Genomic DNA, 18,074 nt, shown 5'->3' on the forward strand with positions numbered 1-18,074 from the left:
CGTTCCTCTTTCAGCCCCTCACGGCGCGGTCAGGCCGAGCGAGGCGACATAGCCGCGATTGACGGTGGCGTTGGCGAATTTGGCGTTCTCGATATAGGCGTCGAGCGTTGCCTTCACCTGATCGCGCGAGGGCTTCGGCATCGCGTCCCACTCATCGCGCGGGGCCGAGCCGAAAGCGGCGATAGCGTCCCAGCCCTCCGGCTTGGTGATGGAGACGACGGTCGAGCGGGAGTCGAGGTTCTTGAAGGTCCAGAAGCTCCAGCCGATGCCGAAGCGCTCATTCATCGCCCGGTACTTGGCGTTCCACTCGTCGGTCAGCTCGCCGGTCTCGCCGAGGAAGATCGGCACGCCCCAGCGATTGGCGAAGTTCACATAGTCCTGCACCTCGCGCCGCTCCGGGCTCGCCCAGAACTTATGGTAGGTGTAGGCGAGGTTGTCGTCGAAGGGCGGGCCGAACACCCCAAAATTCGTGCTCCACTGCGCCGCCGCCAGAATGATCGGGTGGTTGGGATCGACCGCGCGGATGGCCGCGGCGATCTTCTGGTAGAGCGGCTCGAGGCGCGGGTTCAGAAAGTCCGTGTCGTGATAGGGCGAGATCGGCTCGTTGAGCAGGTCATAGGCCAGCACCGTCGCGTCATCGCGGTAGCGCTCGGCGATGGCGCGCCAGAGCGTGATGGTGCGGCGCTGGAATTCCGGCACGTAGAAGGTCAGCGGGTAGCCGACGCCGTCATCATGGTTCACCCCGGTCTGCCCGCCCGGCGCGGCGTGGATGTCGAGAATGACCTTGATGTCATGCGCCTTCGCCCAGCCCAGCATGCGGTCGATCAGCGCCCAGCCCTCGCCGGTCGGGTCGATTTTTGAGGGGTCGGCCGGGTCGAGGAAGAACTTCCAGTGCAGGGGAATGCGCACGGTGGTGAAGCCCGCCGCCTGCATGAAGGCGAGGTCCGGCTCCTGGATATAGACCTCGCGGAACGCCTTCCAGAAGCGCGCGGCCTCCTCCGGGCCGGCGAGATAGGAAATCACGTCCTCGATCTCGCGCGGCGAGCGGTGGACTTTGAACTTGAACATATAGCCTTCGGGCAGCAGCCAGTTGCCGAAGCTCATGCCGCGCACCGGGAAGGTGGTGCCGTCCGGCCGCACGAAGCGCGTGCCCTCCGTGCGGATGAAGCCGGCCGCCGGCGCGGGGGAGGCTATGGGCGCTGCGGCCGGCGTGCTCGCTCCAGCGGGCGTCGGGGATGTGCCAACTCCCGCGCCATCCTGCGCCCGCACCGGCACGCCCGCCAGCATCAGCGCGGCAAGGCCCGCGAGGAGAACGCCCGAACGGGAACGGGTTTTGAGACGGGGAAGAGTCGTCGAGACCATGCGCGCGGAAACCGATGCCTGCGGCCAATGTCTGCCGCCACGGCCGGCAACCTAGTCAAGCCGCCGCGCGCGGGCAATGGCGCGGTGAGCGGCGTACCGGCCGCCGCCCCCCCAACAACGTCATCGCCGTCCCCGGACGTGATCCGGGGATCAGATCGGTCATCCACGTCTTGCCCCGTAGCGCCCGGCCCGAAGTCGTGGATCCCCGGATCAAGTCCGGGGATGACGGCGTGGAGGGTCATGGCCGCGCCGCCATTTCCGCCCCCACCCCCAACGACGTCATGGCCGTCCCTGGACTTGATCCGGGGATCAGCCCGGCCATCCACGCCTTGCCCCGCAGCGCCTGGCCCGAAGTCGTGGATCCCCGGGCCAAGCCCGGGGATGACGGCGTGAGGGGTGGAGAGCGCGACCCACGCCGGAACGCCCGGCCCCTCCCCCGCTCCACCCAAGGGCACATGGACACCCGGCGCGGGGCGGGCTAAGCGAGGGGAAGTGTCCCGCCCGGCTTTTCCCGCACATGTCGCTTCAGCAGGCCGCCTTCTTCGCCCTCGCCGTCCTCGCGCTGGTGCTGCTCGCCCAGCGCGGACGGGTCCAGCCCTTCCTCGCCTTGACGCTGTCCGCCATCGGCTTCGGCTATGCGGCGGGGATGTCGACCAGCCATGTGGCGAAAGCGTTCAGCCTCGGCTTCGGCCAGAGCCTGAACGCGCTCGGCCTCATCGTCGTCGGCGCCGCCTTCATGGCCGAGATCGCCAACGCGACAGGGGCCACCGCGCGGTTGCAAGCGCGCGCCGCCGGGCGCACCCACCGCGCGCTGCCGCTGGCGGTACTCGGCCTCGTCGCCAGCGTCGCCTCCGCGCCAGCCGCCGCCTTCGCCCTACTCAACCCGCTGCGGCGCGGCCTTGGTGGGGATAGCCCGCGCTCGGCTCTGGTGCTCGGCCTCTCGCTCTCCGCCGGCCATGGCCTCTTGGTCCCCGCCCCGGTCATGCTGGCGAGCTTCACCATTCTCGGCGCCGACTGGCGGCTGACGCTGGCCATCGGCCTGCCGCTCGCCATCCTGCTGACGCTGCTCGGCGTGGCCCTCGCCCGCGCCACCACCAGCGACGTGCCGGTGCCGGTCGATACCGCCCCGCTGATCGACGGCGAGACCATGCACGCCCCCCGGCGCGGCGCGTTGGCGCTGTGGGTCGTCAGCCTCGGGCTCGTCGCGCTGCTCGTCACCCAGTCGCTCGGCGACATCGCTTCGGAGCCCTTGGGCGGCGGGTCGAACCGCGAATTCCTCATCGCGCTCGGACGCCCCGTCGTGCTGCTGCTGGCCGGCACCGGCGCGCTGCTGCTGCTCAGCTGGCACTGGGAGCGCGGCGGGCTCACCGAGAGCGGCTGGGCCGGGCGGGCGATCACCCGCGTCGCCGGCCTCGTCCTGCTCATCGGCGCGGCCGGCGGCCTTGCCAAGATCGCGCAGGAAACCGGCATGGCGGAAATGAACGCCGAGCGGCTGATCCCCTACGCCCCCGCCGGCGCGCTGGCGCTGCTGCTGCCCTTTGCGCTGGCCGCCGTCGTGAAGACGTTGCAGGGCTCGTCGCTCGTCGCCGCCATAACCGCCGCCGGCATGATGATGGAGCTGGTCGCCCCGCTCGGCCTCGGCGATCCGATGGGCCGGGCGCTCGCCGCGCTGGCCATCGGCGCGGGGGCAATGGGCGCCTCGCACATTAATGACGGATTCTTCTGGCTGGTTGGGCAGGCGGCGCGGCTTCCCGCCGGCAGCGTGATCGCGCGCTTCTCGCTGGTCACGCTGGCGCAGGGGCTGGTTGCCGCGATCCTGCTGGTGGCGCTGCGCGCCATCACCGCCTGATCCCTTTCGAGGCCCCGAAGGAGCACCGATGCTTCGACGCCGTGACTTCCTCGCCTCCGCCGCCGCGACCGCCGCTCTCCCTGCGCTGGCGGGCGCGGGTCTCGCCCAGACCACCGCCCTGCCCGCCGCCCAGCCCGCCGGTGCCGCGCGCATCCCGCCCGGCTTCGTCTGGGGCGCGTCGACCTCGTCCTACCAGATCGAGGGCGCGGTGACGGCGGATGGCCGCAAGCCCTCCATCTGGGACATTTTCTCGCACACGCCGGGCCGCATCGCCGACGGCACCAATGGCGATGTCGCCTGCAACCACTACAACCTCTATGCCGAGGATGTGGGGCTGATGGCGAAGATGGGCTTTCAGGCCTATCGCTTCTCCATCGCCTGGCCGCGCGTGATGCCGGACGGCACCGGCGCGGTGAACGCCAAGGGGCTGGATTTCTACGACCGACTGGTCGACCGGCTGCTCGCCAACAACATCCTGCCCATGGCCTGCCTCTATCATTGGGATCTGCCGCAGGCGCTGCAGGACCGGGGCGGCTGGCACAATCGCGACATCGCCAACTGGTTCGCCGATTATGCCCGCGCCTGCGTCGAACGGCTCGGCGACCGGGTGAAGCCGTGGGCGATGCTGAACGAGCCCTCGGTCCACGCCATTTTCGGCCATGGCTTCGGCAATCACGCGCCGGGCCTCACCGGCTGGGACAGCTATGTCCGCGCCCAGCACCACCAGAATCTCGCGCAGGGCGTCGGCATCACGGCGCTGCGCGCCCAGCGCTCGGATCTCAAGCTCGGCACGGTGTTCTCGCTGCAGCCGATCTTCCCCTCCTCGCAGCAGCCGCAGGACATCGCCGCCGCCCAGCGTTTCGACGCCTGCTGGAACACGATCAATCTCGACCCGCTGTTCCTCGGCCGTTACCCCGCCGCCTTCGAGCAAACCTTCGCCCCGCTGGTGCAGGCCGGCGACCTGCAGGCGATCCGCGTGCCCGTGGATTTCCTCGGCGTGAACTATTACGGCCCGTCCTGGATCAAGCACGACCCCGCCGCCTTCCTCGCGCAGGCCGGCTATGGCGCGGTGCCCGAGGGCACGCCGCGTACCTTGCTCGGCTGGCCGATCAGCGCCGACGGGCTGGTCGCGGTGCTCGCCCGGCTGCGCGACCAGTATGGCAACCCGCCGGTGTTCATCACCGAGAACGGCGCCTGCTACGAGGATCCCGCCCCCGCCAACGGCGTGGTGGCCGACCCCGAGCGCACCGCCTACATCAAGGCGCATCTCGACGCCTGCGCCCGCGCCATCGGCCAGGGCTGCGCGTTGAACGGCTATTTCGTCTGGTCGCTGCTCGACAATTTCGAGTGGGCGGAAGGCAAGAAGCGGCGCTTCGGCGTCACCCATGTGGATTTCGACACGCAGGTCCGCACGCCGAAATCCTCGCTGCTCTATCTCTCCCAGCTCATGCGCGCCCATGCCAGCGGCGCCGTGCCGTGAGCACCCGGCCGCTGTCGCGCAACGGACATGAGGCTCGCCTATGCCCGTGTGTTCCCGTGGGTTCTTGCACCCGCCCTGTTTGTGCTACCACACCTCATGGGAAGGCCGTCCGGGGCGGACGGCGCTCCGCAACGTTTGAACCCAGGCAGACCGATGCAGACTGACGACCCCGCCATTGCCGAAATCGTCGCGTATCTTGCGGGCGAAGTGGGCGTCGACCCGAGCCTGCTGACGGCGGACACGCCGATCGCCGAGCTCGGCATTTCCTCGCTTGACCTGATCGAGACCATCTTCAAGCTGGAAACCCATTTCGGCATCGAAGTGCCGAATGACGGCCCGCTCAACGGCACCGAGGTGACCGTCGGCACGCTGGTCGAGCATGTGGCTGCCCTGCTGGCCGCGAAGAAGGCGCGCAGCGCCGCCTCGGCCGGATGAGCGCCCGCGTCGCCGTTACCGGGCTGGGTTCGCTCTCGGCCCTCGGTCTCGATGTCGCCGCCCATCTCGCGGGGCTGCGTGCCGGCACGGTCGGCATCGGCCCGACGCAGGGTGTCGACGTCTCCGCCATGAAGACCAAGATCTCGGCCGAGGTGCGGGGTTTCGTGGCGGAAGACCATTTCGACCCGCGCCAGCTCGGCCTGCTCGACCGCACCTCGCAATTCGCCGTCGTCGCCGCGCGCCAGGCGCTGGCCGATGCCGGCCCGGCGCTGGAGGGCGTCGCGCGCCACCGTGTCGGGGCGATCTACGCCGCCTCGGTCGGCTTCCACGCGGTCGATGACAGCTACCGCAAGCTCTATCTCGAGCAGGCCCCGCGCCCGCACCCCTTCACCGTGCCGCGCGCCATGCCGAGCGGGCAGGTGAGCCATGTGACGATGGATCTCGGCATCCACGGCCCGGCCTTCGCCATCGCGTCCGCCTGCTCGTCGGCCGCCCATGCCATCGGCACCGCCTTCCAGATGATCCGTGGCGGGATGCTCGATGTCGCCATCGCCGGCGGGGGCGAATCGCAGCTTACCTACGGCATGTTGAAGAGCTGGGAAGCGCTGCGCGTGCTGGCCCCGGAAGCCTGCCGCCCCTTCTCCAAGGACCGCGCCGGCCTCGTCATCGGCGAGGGCGCCGGCGCCGTGGTGCTGGAGAATATGGACCGGGCGCTGGCGCGTGGCGCCACCATCCATGCCGAGCTGGTCGGCTTCGGCATGAGCGCGGACGGCAAGGACATCACCGCCCCCGACCGCGACAGCGCCGCCGCCGCCATGGGCTTTGCCCTTGAGGATGCCGGCCTCGCCCCGGAGCAGGTCGATTATGTCAGCGCCCATGGCACCGCCACGGCGCTGAACGACAAGACCGAGACCGCCGCGCTGCGCCAGGTGTTCGGCGCGCATCTCGACAAGCTGCCGGTGTCCTCGTCGAAATCGCAATATGGCCACACGATGAACGCCTCGGGCGCGCTGGATTTCGTCACCAGCGTGCTGGCGCTGCGCGAGGGATTTCTGCCGCCGACCATGGGCTTCACCGAGCCCGACCCGGACTGCGACCTCGACTGCGTGCCCAACGCCTCGCGCCCGGCGGCGATCGAGACCGCCATCTCCTCCAGCTTCGCCTTTGGCGGCCTCAACGCCGTGCTGGCGCTGAAGCGGTATGGCGGGTGAACCACGTGTCCCGGACAAGCCACGCAAAGTGTGGCGCTGATCCGGGACCCAGGAGAAACGTCGCGAAGCGGCAAGACCTCTGTTGAAGCGCCTGCGGCGGAGTTTTGCCCTGGGTCCCGGCTCGGCGCTCCGGCTTCGCCTCCGCTGGGCCGGGAAACGCGGCTCTCCCATCACACCGTCATCCCCGGTCTTGGCCCGGGGATCCACGACTTCTTGCCGGCCCAGACGTGGATGGCCGGGTCAAGCCCGGCCATGACGGCGCGTGGGGTGGAGAGCGCGCCCGGCCGCTCAATCCCGGCTCAAGCTTCTCACCCCTCCACCCGGAACTCCCGCGCCAGCGCCTCACCCGCCAGCGCGATAACCGCCGGGCGCAGCGCTTCCAGCTTGTCGCGGCAGACGCCGGCGATCTCGCGCGGCAGGCGGCCCAATTCCTGCCGGCGGGCGATCAGCGTGAGATGGCGCGTCAGGCCCGGCCCGGGCAGCGGCCGGCAGACGAAGCCGTCCAGCGCCAGCCCCGCTTCCACCAGGCAGAGCGGCGTGGTGATGGCGAAGCCCGCCCCGTCGGCCACCGCCGCCGTCACCCCATAGGGCGTGTCGAATTCCAGCGGGCGCGGCAGGTCGAGCCGCAGGCGGCGCAGATGGCGCTCGATCTCCATGCCGGTCTTGGACCGCGCGGAATAGCGCACCAGTGGCAGCGCCCGCGCCAGGTCTTCCAGATCGCCCGCGCGGGCGGGGACGGGGGCGCTGGCCGGCATCAGCAGCACATAGGGCTCGGAGAGCAGCGGCCAGCGTTCCAGCCCCTCGATCTCGTCGAGATCGTCGGCTCCTACCAGAAGGTCGAGCTGGCGGGTCAGCAGCGCCCCGGCATGGGAGGCGGTGAGGCCCGAGAGCAGCGAGACCTGCTCGGCCCGCTCGCCCAGCGCCCGCGACAGCGGCCCCATCAGCGCGCGCGAGAGCGAATCGACCAGCCCGGCGCGCAACAGCGGCAGGCGGGCATGCTCGGCCTCGCGCAGCAGCGGGGCGATCTGCCGGGCTTCCGAGAGCAGCGCGCTCGCCCGCTGGCGCAGCGCCCCGCCCGCGCCGGTGAGCGCGAGGGGCCGGGCCGAGCGGTCGAACAGCTGCACGCCGATGCGCTTTTCCATCTCCGCCACCGCCTGCGAGATCGCCGGCTGCGTCAGCCCCATCCGCCGCGCCGCCTCCGCCATGGAGCCGGCGTCGCAGACGGCGAGGAAGATCTCAAGCGCCCGCAGATCGAAGGGAAGCGTGTCGGCCATGATCCTGTTCTTTCGTCATGCCCGGCCTTGGGCCGGGCATCCACGCCTGCTCTCAACTCCTGGCGGTCGGCCAAAGTCATGGATGGCCGGGTCAAGCCCGGCCATGACGACACTGGGGGCAGACTATAACTCAAACTTATATTACCAGCGCAATCAGCTCGTACTATAGCTTTCACAACCCTTCAGCGAGCCGTCCATGCGCTATTCCTTCCTGAGCCTCCTCACCAATGGCCTCACCGGGCAGAAGGGCTGGAAACCGGCCTGGCGCGATGCCGCGCCGAAGCCCGCCTATGACGTCATCATCGTCGGCGGCGGCGGGCATGGGCTGGCGACCGCCTATTACCTCGCCCGCGTCCACGGCATCCGCAATGTGGCGGTGATCGAGAAGGGCTATATCGGCTCCGGCAATGCCGGGCGGAACACCACCATCATCCGCTCCAACTATCTCCTGCCGGGCAATGAACCGTTCTACGAATGGTCGATGAAGCTCTGGGAGGGGCTGGAGCAGGAGCTGAACTATAACGCGATGGTCAGCCAGCGCGGCATCCTCAACCTCTATCACTCCGACGCCCAGCGCGACGCCTATGCGCGACGCGGCAATGCCATGCGGCTCAACGGCGCCGATTCCGAGCTGCTCGACCGCGACGGCGTGCGCGCCATGTACCCCTTCCTCGATTTTGACAATGCGCGCTTCCCCATCCAGGGCGGGCTGATGCAGCGCCGCGCCGGCACCGCGCGGCACGACGCGGTGGTGTGGGGCTATGCCCGCGGGGCGGACAGGCTCGGCGTCGACATCATCCAGAACTGCGAGGTCACCGGCTTCATCCGCGAGGGCGAGGCCATCACCGGGGTCGAGACCACGCGCGGCGCCATTCGCGCCAAGAAGGTCGGCCTCGCGGTCGCCGGCTCCACCTCGCGCGTCGCCGCGCAGGCCGGGCTCACCCGCCTGCCGATCGAGAGCCATGTGCTGCAGGCCTTCGTCTCGGAAGGGCTGAAGCCGATGGTGGACGGCGTCATCACCTTCGGCGCCGGGCATTTCTATATCAGCCAGTCCGACAAGGGCGGCCTGGTCTTCGGCGGCGACATTGACGGCTATAATTCCTACGCCCAGCGCGGCAACCTGCCGGTGGTGGAGGATGTCGCGGAAGGCGGCATGGCCTTGATGCCGCGTATCGGCCGGCTGCGCCTCCTGCGCATGTGGGGCGGCATCATGGACATGTCGATGGATGGCTCGCCGATCATCGACCACACGCCGATTCCCGGCCTCTATCTCAATGCCGGCTGGTGCTATGGCGGCTTCAAGGCGACCCCGGCCTCGGGCTGGTGCTTCGCCCATCTGCTGGCGACCGACGCCCCGCACAAGGTCGGCACCGCCTTCCGCTTCGACCGCTTCCGCACCGGCCACCTCATCGACGAAAAGGGAGTCGGCGCCCAGCCGAACCTGCATTGAGGACGGTAATGCTGACGCCTGCGCTCCCGTATGAGCCGCCGTCATGCCCGGCCTTGGGCCGGGCATCCACGCCTTTGGCTGGACGGGCATCGCCCGCCTCCGCACGGACGTCCAAGTCGTGGATGGCCGGGACAAGCCCGGCCATGACGCCCCATCATCCCATTACCGGCCCGCTGGCGCGGGGAGAGATGTACTGATGCGCATTCCCTGCCCCTATTGCGGCGCGCGCGACGCCCATGAATTCGCCTATCTCGGCGACGCCACGCTGACGCGCCCCGACACTAACGGTCCGGACGCGGAAGGCCGCTTCTTCGACTATGTCTATCAGCGCACCAACCCGGCCGGGGCGCATGAGGAGTGGTGGTACCACGCGCAAGGGTGCCGCCAGTGGGTGAAGGTCGCCCGCGACACCCGCACCCACGCGATCGGCGGCGCCACGCTGGCGCGCGACGTGGCGACCTCGGGAGAGCCCGCATGAGCCGCCTTCCCGTCGGCGGTCTCATCGACCGCGCCCGCCCGCTCGCCTTCACCTTCGACGGCACGCTCTATCGCGGCCATGAGGGCGACACGCTCGCCTCGGCGCTGCTGGCGAACGATGTGCGCCTCGTCGGCCGCTCCTTCAAATATCACCGCCCGCGCGGCATCTTCTCCGCTGGCGTCGAAGAGCCGAACGCGCTGGTCGAGCTGCGCTCCGGCGCGCGGCGCGAGCCCAACAGCCGCGCCACCGTCGCCGAGCTCTATGACGGGCTGGAAGCGACGAGCCAGAACCGCTGGCCCTCGCTCGATCACGACCTGCTCAGCATCAACGGGCTGCTTTCGCCCTTCCTCGGCGCCGGCTTCTACTACAAGACCTTCATGTGGCCGGCCGCGCTGTGGGAAAAGCTCTACGAGCCGGTGATCCGCCGCGCCGCCGGGCTCGGGCGCGCTGCGGAAAGCGCGGACCCCGACCATTACGAGAAGCTCACCACCTTCTGCGACGTACTCATCATCGGCGCCGGCCCGGCCGGGCTGATGGCGGCGCTCGGCGCCGGCCGCGCCGGGGCCCGCGTCATCCTCGCCGATGAGGACTTCCTGCCCGGCGGCCGGCTCAATGCCGAGGCGCTGGAGGTGGACGGCATGGCGGGCGCGGCCTTCGCCGCCCGTATTCGCGCCGAGCTGGAGAGCTTGCCCAATGTGCGGGTGATGACCCGCACCACGGTGTTCGGCGTCTATGATGCCGGCACCTATGGCGCGCTGGAGCGCGTCGCCGACCATCTGCCCACGCCCGGCCCGTTTCAGCCGCGCCAGCGGCTCTGGCGCATCGTCGCCACCCGCGCCGTGCTGGCGGCCGGCGCGACCGAGCGGCCCATCGTGTTCGGCGGTAATGACCGGCCGGGCGTGATGCTGGCGGGCGCCGTGCGCGCCTATGCCAACCGCTTCGGCGTGGCGACGGGCGCGAGCACCGTCGTCTTCGCCAATAATGACGACGCCTGGCGTGGCGCCTTCGAGGCGCAGCGGGCCGGGGCGCGCGTCACGACCATCGTCGATGTGCGCCGCGACGTCGCTCCCGCGCTCACCACCGAGGCCGCCCGGCTCGGCATCCGCACACTGCTCGATGGCCGCATCACCGGCACCAAGGGCAAGCTCCTCACCCATGTCGATGTGATCGCCAATGGGCGCCGCGAGCGCTTCGCCACGGAGACGCTCGCCGTCTCCGGCGGCTGGTCGCCCTCGGTGCATCTGACCTGCCACCATGGTGGCAAGCCGGTGTGGAACGAGGCGCTCGCCGCCTTCGTGCCCGGCACCTGCCCGCCCGGCCTCGAGGTCGCGGGCGCGGCGGCCGGCACGTTCAGCCTTGGCGGCGCGCTGCGTGAGGGCCTCGCCCTCGGCGCGAAGGCCGCCGCCGATGTCGGGCGCACGTCGCCGATGATCGAGGCGCCCAAGGCGCAGGACACGCCCGGCGCGGCCAGCGCCTTCTGGCATGTGGCGGAGTCGGTCGGCCCGGCCTTTGTCGACCTGCAGAACGACGTGACGGCGAAGGACGTCGCCATCGCCCACAAGGAAGGCTTCCGCTCGGTCGAGCATCTCAAGCGCTACACCACGCTGGGCATGGCGACCGATCAGGGCCGCACCTCCAATGTGACCGGCCTCGCCATCATGGCCAGCCTCACCGGGCAGGGCATCAGTGAGACCGGCACCACCATCTTCCGCCCGCCCTACACGCCGGTCTCGCTCGGCGCGCTGGCGGGCCACCATCGGGGCAAGGATTTCCGCCCCGTCCGCCTCACCCCCACCCATGAATGGGCGCGGGCGCAGGGCGCGGTCTTCATCGAGACCGGGGCCTGGCTGCGCGCGCAATATTTCCCCCGCGCCGGGGAAAAGGACTGGCTGGAAAGCGTCTCGCGCGAGGTGACGGCGGTGCGGGCGTCCGTGGGTCTCATCGATGTCTCGACCTTCGGCAAGATCGACCTGCAGGGCCCGGATGTCGGCGCCTTCCTCGACCGGGTCTACATCAACGGCTTCGCCCAGCTCGGCGTCGGCAAGGCGCGCTACGGCGTGATGCTGCGCGAGGACGGCATGGTGATGGATGACGGCACCACCGCCCGCTTGTCACCTGAGCACTATGTCATGACCACCACCACGGTGAACGCGGCCAAGGTCTATCAGCACCTCGAATTCTGCCTGCAGGTGCTGTGGCCGGAGCTCGATGTCACCATTGCCTCGGTCTCCGACCAGTGGGCGCAGATCGCGCTGGCCGGCCCGCGTGCGCGGGAGGTGCTCGCCCGCATCGTCAATGCCGGCGTGGATGTCTCGAATGAGGGCCTGCCCTTCATGGGCGCCATCGAGGGCGCGGTGATGGGCGGCGTGCCGGCCCGGCTGTTCCGCCTCTCCTTCTCCGGCGAGCTCGGCTATGAGATCGCCGTCCCCGCCCGCCATGGCGCGGCGCTCGCCGACGCGCTGATGACCGCCGGCGCGGATTTCGGCATCACGCCCTATGGCATCGAGGCGCTGGGCGTGCTGCGCATCGAGAAGGGCCATGTCTCCGGCAATGAGCTGACCGGCCAGACCACGGCGCGTGATCTCGGCATGGGGCGGATGGCCTCGACCAAGAAGGACTATATTGGCCGCGTCATGGCGGCGCGTCCCGGCCTCACCGATCCTGACCGGCCCAGTTTCATCGGCTTCAAGCCGGTGAACCGCGCCGACCGCCTGCGCGCCGGGGCGCATTTCCTGTCGCCCGGCGCTGTCACGCGGGTGGAGAATGACGAAGGCTATATGAGCTCGGTCGCCTATTCGCCGCATCTCGGCCACTGGATCGGGCTCGGCTTCCTGAAGAACGGCCCGGCGCGCATCGGCGAGCGGGTGCGGGCCTTCGATCCGGTGCGCGGCAATGATTTCGAGGTCGAGGTCTGCGCGCCCGGCTTCATCGATCCGGAAGGGGAGCGTCTGCGTGGCTGAACTTTCGACCCATGACCCGCTCGCCGGCATCCCCATCGACCGGGTGCCGCCCTCCAGCCATTACGGCCGGCCCGGAACGCCGGGCGCCACCGCCCGCCTCGTCGAGGGCCTCGCCCTCGCCACCCTGGTCGCCCGCAAGGGGCAGGCGCCGGCGCTCGGCCGCACGCTGGCGGCGACCTTCGGCGTCCCGGTGGCGGACGCCCCGCGCCTCAGCGGCACCGCGCCGAGCTTCATCGGCATGGGCCCGGGCCGCTGGATCGCGCTGGCGGAGGATGCCGCGCTCGCCACCCGCCTGCGCGAGGCGGCCGGTTCGCTCGCCGCCGTGACCGAGCAGTCGGACGGCTATATCGTGCTCGACCTCGCCGGCCCGAAGGTGGAATGGCTGCTCGCCAAGGGCGCGCTGATCGACCTCGATACCAGCGTGTTCCGCGAGGGCGATGTGGCGACCACCGTGCTCGCCCATATCGGCGTCACGCTCTGGCGCACCGGACCGGAGAGCTTCCGCCTCCTCGTGCTGCGCTCCTATCTCGCGGCATTCTGCCGCTTTCTCGTCGCCTCCGGCGCGGAATTCGGCCTCCGGCTCGATGTCCGAGGTTGAAGGCGGCGCGCCGCGCGCTTCCCTGAGCCCCGCATCTCCCTTAAAAGCCCGCCGAGCGCGCCGCCGTGCCGCGGGCCTTGCGACGAGAGTACCGATGACTGACGCCCAAGAAATTCGCGCGAAAGAAACCTACGTCCTCACCCTCTCCTGCCCCGACCGGCCGGGCATCGTGGCCGCTGTCGCCACCTTCCTGTTCGAGCGCGGCGGCAACATTCTGGAAGCGCAGCAGTTCGACGACACCGAGAGCGGCCGCTTCTTCATGCGCGTCATGTTCTCCGCCCCGGCCGGCACGCTGGAGGCGCTGAAGGGCGAGTTCGAGCCGGTGGCGCAGAATTTCGGCTTCGCCTGGCGCATCCGCCCGCGCGGCGGCAAGCGCAAGGTGATGCTGCTGGTCTCCAAATTCGACCACTGCCTCGCCGACCTGCTCTATCGCTGGCGCATCGGCGAGATCCCGATGGACATTGTCGGCATCATCGCCAACTACCCGCGCGAGACCTACGCGCATCTGGATTTCGACGGGATCCCCTTCCATTATCTGCCCATCACCAAGCAGACCAAGATGGAGCAGGAAGCCCAGCTCTGGGAGACATTCCAGAAGTCCGGCGCCGAGATCGCCGTGCTCGCCCGCTACATGCAGGTGCTCTCGGACGGGCTGTCGGCCAAGCTGTCGGGCCGCTGCATCAACATCCACCACTCCTTCCTGCCCGGCTTCAAGGGCGCCAAGCCCTATCACCAGGCCCATGCGCGCGGCGTGAAGCTGATCGGCGCCACCGCCCACTATGTCACCTCCGATCTCGACGAAGGCCCGATCATCGAGCAGGATGTGGAACGCATCACCCATCAGGACTCGGCCGAGGATCTCGTGCGCAAGGGCCGCGACATCGAGCGCCGCGTGCTCGCCCGCGCGCTGGCCTGGCACCTCGACGACCGCGTGCTGATCAACGGCCACAAGACCGTGGTCTTCCGCGACTAAAGATTGCGCGACTGAGGAGCAGGCCATGACCGAGACCCGCCTGATCGACGGCAAGGCCTTCGCGGAAGGCTTGCGCGGCCGCATCGCCACCGAGGTCGCCGCCTTTGAAGCCCGCACCGGCGTGAAGCCCGGCCTCGCCGTGGTGCTGGTCGGGGAAGACCCGGCGAGCGCGGTTTATGTGCGCAACAAGGGCAAGCAGACGCTTGAGGCCGGCATGGCCTCGATCGAGCACAAGCTGCCGGCCGAGACCTCGCAGGACGCCGTGCTCGCGCTGGTGCGCCAGCTCAACGCCGACCCGGCGGTGCACGGCATCCTCGTGCAGCTCCCCCTGCCCGGCCATATCGACGCGCAGGCGGTGCTCGCCACCATCGACCCGGCCAAGGATGTGGACGGCTTCCATGTGGTGAATGCCGGCCGCCTCGCCGTCGGGCTGGAGGCGCTGGTGCCGTGCACGCCGCTCGGCTGCGTGATGCTGCTGAAGGACCAGCTCGGCAGCCTCGCCGGGCTGGAGGCGGTGGTGGTCGGGCGCTCCAACATCGTCGGCAAGCCGCTCGCCCAGCTCCTGCTGCGCGAGGACTGCACCGTCACCATCGCCCATTCGCGCACCCGCGATCTGCCGGAGGTGTGCCGGCGCGCCGACATCCTCATCGGCGCGGTTGGCCGGCCGGAGATGATCCGCGGCAGCTGGATCAGGCCCGGCGCGACCGTCATTGATGTCGGCATCAACCGCGTCGAGAAGCCCGGCGGCGGCACGCGCCTCGTGGGCGACATCGCCTTTGACGAAGCGCAGGGCATCGCCGGCGCCATCACCCCGGTCCCCGGCGGCGTCGGCCCCATGACCATCGCCTGCCTCTTGCAGAACACGCTGACGGCGGCGACGCGGCTGGTGGGGTGAACACCAGGGACGTCATTGAATTAGCTTTTTTGGAGCGCTATCTTTTAGCCATGAACAAGCGTCCGAAGAGCAATCATCCGAAGACTGAAGGCGGTGCTTTTTCTGTGAAGTCGAGAGATGCGACTTCCGGGAGATACCTAACAGTGAGTTCGGCAAATAGGCTTTCCGGGGGCTATGTCGCTGAGCGTTCGGGGACTTCAGTATCAGAAGGCAGCGCTCCTCTCGAAAGAAAGAGCCGAACCACCACAAATCCACGATCCGCTGATCCCGCTCGTACCAACGCCGCCCTTCGCGAAGGCGGCATCGATTATCAGGTTGAACCCGGTCAGGACTTCGACGCCAAGGCCTTCACCAAGGCCGCGCTCAAGCGCTGGCAGAAGGTAGCCGCGCGCCTGGCCGAATAATGCCGTCAGAGCCGCGCTGGCTTGAGATCGCAGAGGTCGAGGACGTCGCCCGTGGGGTCGTCGAAGACACGGGTGAACCGTTTCTCCTGCGCGACGAGGGCCTGCTGGAATCTGCGGTGATGGCGCCCCGCCAGCGTTGGCACTATTGCGCCGAGGATGACCCAGCCGCGCTTGGCCTGCATCTCGCTTTGGCGATTGCCCGCAATCACCCTTTCGAACAGGGCAACAAGCGCGCGGCATGGTTTTCCATGCTCGCCTTCTTCGCGCTGAACGGATTGGCTCTGAAAAATGAAGACGATCCAGCGTTCGCCGATCAATTCGTCGCTGTCATCACCGGCGAACTCGCGGCGGACGATCTGCTGAGTCGCCTCGACGTCACTCGTCTTTAGCCCCCTCACACCTTCGGCATGCGGTTCCAGGCATCCAGACCGGCGATCTTGTAGGCTTCGGCCAGCGTCGGGTAGTTGAAGGTGTTCTCGATGAAGTAGTCGATCGTGCCCTTCAGGTTCAGCACCGCCTGGCCGATATGGATGAGCTCGGTCGCGCCTTCCCCAACAATGTGCACGCCGAGCAGGCGGCGGGTCTTGGTCGAGAAGATCATCTTCATCATCCCGTTATTCAGCCCCATGATGTGGCCGCGCGAGGTCTCGCGGAAGCGGGCGATGCCGCATTCATAGGGAATCTCGCGCCGGCGCACCTCTTCCTCGCTCATGCCGACGGTGGAGATTTCCGGCACCGCATAAATGCCATAGGGGAAGAACTCGGGCGGCGGCGGCGGCTCCAACCCGAAGGCGTGGCAGGCGGCAAGGCGGCCCTGCTCCATCGAGGTGGAGGCGAGGCTCGGAAAGCCGATCACGTCGCCGGCGGCGTAGATGTGCGGCACGGCGGTCTGCAGCGTCTTCGGCTCGACCGTGACGCGCCCGCGATGGTCGACCGACAGCCCGGCGGCGCCGAGGTTCAGCCGGTCGGTGGCGCCGACGCGCCCGGCGGCGAAGAGCAGCATGTCGGTCTGCACGGTGCGCCCGTCGGCCAGCTTGCAGATCGGCCGGTCGTCCTTGCCGAGCTCGATCGAGGTCACCGCCGAGCCGAGCCGCAGCCCGACATTGCGGTCGCGCAGCTCATGCACGAATTCCTCGATCAGCTCCTTGTCGATGAAGTCGAGGAAGGTGGCGCGCGGCTCGATCAGCGTGACCGCGACATCGAGCGCGCTGAAGATGCTGGCATATTCGACGCCGATCACCCCGGCGCCGATCACCGCGAGGCTGCGCGGCAGGCGCGGCAGCTCGACGATCTCGTCGCTGTCGAACACGCTCGTGCCGTTGAAGGGCACATAGTCCGGCCGGAAGGGCCGGGTGCCGCAGGCGATCAGCACATGCGCGCCGGTGACGCTGGACACCTCGCCGCTCTCGGTGGTGATCTCGATGCGGTGCGGGTCGAGAAAGCGCGCCTCGCCGCGCGCCGTCTTCACGCCATTGCGGCTGAACTGGTGCTCAAGCACCTCGACCTCGTGGTCGAGCGTCTTGTGCAGGCGGATCATCAGATCGGGCGCGCCGATATCCTGCTTCACCCGGTAGCCACGGCCGTAGAAGCCGCGCTCGCGCCAGCCGGAGAGGTTCAGCACCGTCTCGCGCAGCGTCTTGGATGGGATGGTGCCGGTGTGGACGGACACACCGCCGACCCGCCGGCCCTTTTCCACCACCAGCACGGATTTGCCGATCTTGGCGGATTGCACGGCGGCGCGTCTTCCGGACGGGCCGCTGCCGATGACAATCATGTCGAAGTCGTACATGGAAGCGCCACTACCTGGAGGAAGCCGGGGATAGTTGAACCAAGTCGATGCACGATGAATGCCAAGGACCGATGACAGTCTTCAGCCCGCACCATTTCATCGCACCTAGCGGATTGGGCTTGCATTGGGCTTGCTTTTGCCGGCGAAACGTTTCCCATCGGGTGGGGCGGCGTGAGGGAGCAGGGCATTGACCGAGGCGAAACGGGGCAAGGGCAGGATCGAGGATGTGGTGGAGGAACTGAGCACGGGTTCCGGCGCGCCGAACGCCAATGAGCGCACGCTGGAACAGGCGCTCGGCCTTCAGGTCCGCACCATCCGCCGCGATCTCGACCTCACCGTCTCCGATCTCGCCGCCGCCGCCGGCATCTCGGTCGGCATGCTCTCCAAGATCGAGAACGGGCTGATCTCGCCCTCGCTCTCGACGCTGCAGTCGATCTCCAACGTGCTGAACGTGCCGATCTCGACGCTGTTCTCCAGCTTCGAGGAGAAGCGCGACTGTTCCTTCGTGCCGGCCGGCCAAGGTGTGCATATCGAGCGGCGCGGCACCAAGGTCGGCCATCAATATGAGCTGCTCGGCCATGCGTTGGGCGGCGAGGTGGTGGTCGAGCCCTATCTCATCACGCTGAGCGAGGAAGCCGTGCCCTATACTGGCTTCCGCCATGCCGGGGTGGAGTTCATCCACATGCTCACCGGCGAGGTGATGTACCGCCATGGCGACCGCAATTATCACCTGCGGCCGGGCGATTCGCTGCTGTTCGATTCCGCCGCCACGCATGGGCCGGAGGAATTGCTGGTGCGGCCGATGACCTATCTGTCGATCATCATCTACCCCCGCGAGCCGCGCTGAGGCGGGGCAACGGTTTTGCTCGCCGTCATGGCCGGGCTTGGCCCGGCCATCCACGCCTTGGCCGGGTGC

16 protein-coding genes are annotated in these 18,074 nt (G+C 68.8%); 13 read left to right on the plus strand and 3 right to left on the minus strand.

From position 1 onward, the window contains the following. Positions 1 to 18 precede the first annotated feature (18 nt). Complete coding sequence (locus OU996_RS20965; protein WP_267583548.1) at positions 19 to 1,362, minus strand: glycoside hydrolase family 5 protein; 1,344 nt, start codon at positions 1,360 to 1,362, stop codon at positions 19 to 21. A 517-nt stretch (positions 1,363 to 1,879) separates the two neighbouring features. Here OU996_RS20965 and OU996_RS20970 point away from each other — a divergent pair. The 4 genes from OU996_RS20970 (at position 1,880) to OU996_RS20985 (ending at position 6,337) form a co-directional block, all read left to right on the plus strand. Further along, a complete protein-coding gene (locus OU996_RS20970) occupies positions 1,880 to 3,211 on the plus strand; it encodes a GntP family permease (protein WP_267583549.1) in 1,332 nt (443 codons plus the stop codon). 28 nt (positions 3,212 to 3,239) lie between these two features. Further along, positions 3,240 to 4,691, plus strand: coding sequence for a GH1 family beta-glucosidase (locus tag OU996_RS20975; protein WP_267583550.1), 1,452 nt, complete (start codon positions 3,240 to 3,242; stop codon positions 4,689 to 4,691). Positions 4,692 to 4,844: 153 nt separating this feature from the next. Continuing rightward, the gene (locus OU996_RS20980; protein ID WP_267583551.1) at positions 4,845 to 5,126 is read left to right on the plus strand and encodes an acyl carrier protein; all 282 of its coding nucleotides are present in this window, start codon (positions 4,845 to 4,847) and stop codon (positions 5,124 to 5,126) included. Then, positions 5,123 to 6,337 carry a beta-ketoacyl-[acyl-carrier-protein] synthase family protein gene (locus OU996_RS20985; RefSeq protein WP_267583553.1) on the plus strand — a complete coding sequence of 405 codons (1,215 nt, stop codon included), beginning with the start codon at positions 5,123 to 5,125 and terminating at the stop codon, positions 6,335 to 6,337. Before OU996_RS20980 ends, OU996_RS20985 begins: the two co-directional genes overlap by 4 nt. Before the next feature lie 308 nt (positions 6,338 to 6,645). Here the strand turns inward: OU996_RS20985 and OU996_RS20990 are convergent, their stop codons facing one another. Then, positions 6,646 to 7,611: a LysR family transcriptional regulator gene (locus tag OU996_RS20990; protein ID WP_267583554.1), complete on the minus strand. Its 966-nt coding sequence runs from the start codon at positions 7,609 to 7,611 to the stop codon at positions 6,646 to 6,648. Positions 7,612 to 7,807: 196 nt separating this feature from the next. On the opposite strand from OU996_RS20990, the gene OU996_RS20995 reads away from it, so the two are divergent. From OU996_RS20995 to OU996_RS21030, 8 genes are all read left to right on the plus strand, one after another. Then, on the plus strand, positions 7,808 to 9,061 hold the full coding sequence (locus OU996_RS20995; protein ID WP_267583555.1) for a sarcosine oxidase subunit beta family protein: 1,254 nt from the start codon (positions 7,808 to 7,810) through the stop codon (positions 9,059 to 9,061). A gap of 196 nt (positions 9,062 to 9,257) precedes the next feature. Further along, positions 9,258 to 9,539, plus strand: coding sequence for a sarcosine oxidase subunit delta (locus OU996_RS21000; RefSeq protein WP_267583556.1), 282 nt, complete (start codon positions 9,258 to 9,260; stop codon positions 9,537 to 9,539). Further along, complete coding sequence (locus OU996_RS21005) at positions 9,536 to 12,499, plus strand: sarcosine oxidase subunit alpha family protein (protein WP_267583557.1); 2,964 nt, start codon at positions 9,536 to 9,538, stop codon at positions 12,497 to 12,499. The genes OU996_RS21000 and OU996_RS21005 overlap by 4 nt, the downstream gene beginning before the upstream one ends. Beyond that, positions 12,492 to 13,097, plus strand: coding sequence for a sarcosine oxidase subunit gamma (locus OU996_RS21010; protein ID WP_267583558.1), 606 nt, complete (start codon positions 12,492 to 12,494; stop codon positions 13,095 to 13,097). Before OU996_RS21005 ends, OU996_RS21010 begins: the two co-directional genes overlap by 8 nt. Before the next feature lie 94 nt (positions 13,098 to 13,191). Continuing rightward, positions 13,192 to 14,070: a formyltetrahydrofolate deformylase gene (purU, locus tag OU996_RS21015; protein ID WP_267583559.1), complete on the plus strand. Its 879-nt coding sequence runs from the start codon at positions 13,192 to 13,194 to the stop codon at positions 14,068 to 14,070. A 25-nt stretch (positions 14,071 to 14,095) separates the two neighbouring features. Continuing rightward, positions 14,096 to 14,965, plus strand: coding sequence for a bifunctional methylenetetrahydrofolate dehydrogenase/methenyltetrahydrofolate cyclohydrolase FolD (gene folD / locus OU996_RS21020; protein ID WP_267583560.1), 870 nt, complete (start codon positions 14,096 to 14,098; stop codon positions 14,963 to 14,965). Next, positions 14,962 to 15,369 carry a hypothetical protein gene (locus OU996_RS21025; protein ID WP_267583562.1) on the plus strand — a complete coding sequence of 136 codons (408 nt, stop codon included), beginning with the start codon at positions 14,962 to 14,964 and terminating at the stop codon, positions 15,367 to 15,369. The genes folD and OU996_RS21025 overlap by 4 nt, the downstream gene beginning before the upstream one ends. After that, complete coding sequence (locus OU996_RS21030) at positions 15,369 to 15,758, plus strand: type II toxin-antitoxin system death-on-curing family toxin (RefSeq protein ID WP_267583563.1); 390 nt, start codon at positions 15,369 to 15,371, stop codon at positions 15,756 to 15,758. Before OU996_RS21025 ends, OU996_RS21030 begins: the two co-directional genes overlap by 1 nt. A gap of 5 nt (positions 15,759 to 15,763) precedes the next feature. On the opposite strand, the gene sthA is transcribed toward OU996_RS21030, so the two are convergent. Then, positions 15,764 to 17,158, minus strand: coding sequence for a Si-specific NAD(P)(+) transhydrogenase (gene sthA, locus OU996_RS21035; RefSeq protein WP_267583564.1), 1,395 nt, complete (start codon positions 17,156 to 17,158; stop codon positions 15,764 to 15,766). 187 nt (positions 17,159 to 17,345) lie between these two features. On the opposite strand from sthA, the gene OU996_RS21040 reads away from it, so the two are divergent. Next, positions 17,346 to 18,005, plus strand: a complete 660-nt coding sequence (locus OU996_RS21040) for a helix-turn-helix domain-containing protein (protein WP_267583565.1) — start codon at positions 17,346 to 17,348, stop codon at positions 18,003 to 18,005. The last annotated feature ends 69 nt before the right edge of the window (positions 18,006 to 18,074 follow it).

It is taken from the genome of Ancylobacter sp. SL191, from assembly GCF_026625645.1.
Lineage (GTDB): Bacteria > Pseudomonadota > Alphaproteobacteria > Rhizobiales > Xanthobacteraceae > Ancylobacter.

Excerpts from the sequence above, each read along its gene's own strand:
- OU996_RS20965 (WP_267583548.1), bottom strand. The coding sequence starts at position 1,362 with ATGGTCTCGACGACTCTTCCCCGTCTCAAAACCCGTTCCCGTTCGGGC.
- OU996_RS20970 (WP_267583549.1), top strand. The coding sequence starts at position 1,880 with ATGTCGCTTCAGCAGGCCGCCTTCTTCGCCCTCGCCGTCCTCGCGCTG.
- OU996_RS20975 (WP_267583550.1), top strand. The coding sequence starts at position 3,240 with ATGCTTCGACGCCGTGACTTCCTCGCCTCCGCCGCCGCGACCGCCGCT.
- OU996_RS20980 (WP_267583551.1), top strand. The coding sequence starts at position 4,845 with ATGCAGACTGACGACCCCGCCATTGCCGAAATCGTCGCGTATCTTGCG.
- OU996_RS20985 (WP_267583553.1), top strand. The coding sequence starts at position 5,123 with ATGAGCGCCCGCGTCGCCGTTACCGGGCTGGGTTCGCTCTCGGCCCTC.
- OU996_RS20990 (WP_267583554.1), bottom strand. The coding sequence starts at position 7,611 with ATGGCCGACACGCTTCCCTTCGATCTGCGGGCGCTTGAGATCTTCCTC.
- OU996_RS20995 (WP_267583555.1), top strand. The coding sequence starts at position 7,808 with ATGCGCTATTCCTTCCTGAGCCTCCTCACCAATGGCCTCACCGGGCAG.
- OU996_RS21000 (WP_267583556.1), top strand. The coding sequence starts at position 9,258 with ATGCGCATTCCCTGCCCCTATTGCGGCGCGCGCGACGCCCATGAATTC.
- OU996_RS21005 (WP_267583557.1), top strand. The coding sequence starts at position 9,536 with ATGAGCCGCCTTCCCGTCGGCGGTCTCATCGACCGCGCCCGCCCGCTC.
- purU (WP_267583559.1), top strand. The coding sequence starts at position 13,192 with ATGACTGACGCCCAAGAAATTCGCGCGAAAGAAACCTACGTCCTCACC.
- folD (WP_267583560.1), top strand. The coding sequence starts at position 14,096 with ATGACCGAGACCCGCCTGATCGACGGCAAGGCCTTCGCGGAAGGCTTG.
- OU996_RS21030 (WP_267583563.1), top strand. The coding sequence starts at position 15,369 with ATGCCGTCAGAGCCGCGCTGGCTTGAGATCGCAGAGGTCGAGGACGTC.
- sthA (WP_267583564.1), bottom strand. The coding sequence starts at position 17,158 with ATGTACGACTTCGACATGATTGTCATCGGCAGCGGCCCGTCCGGAAGA.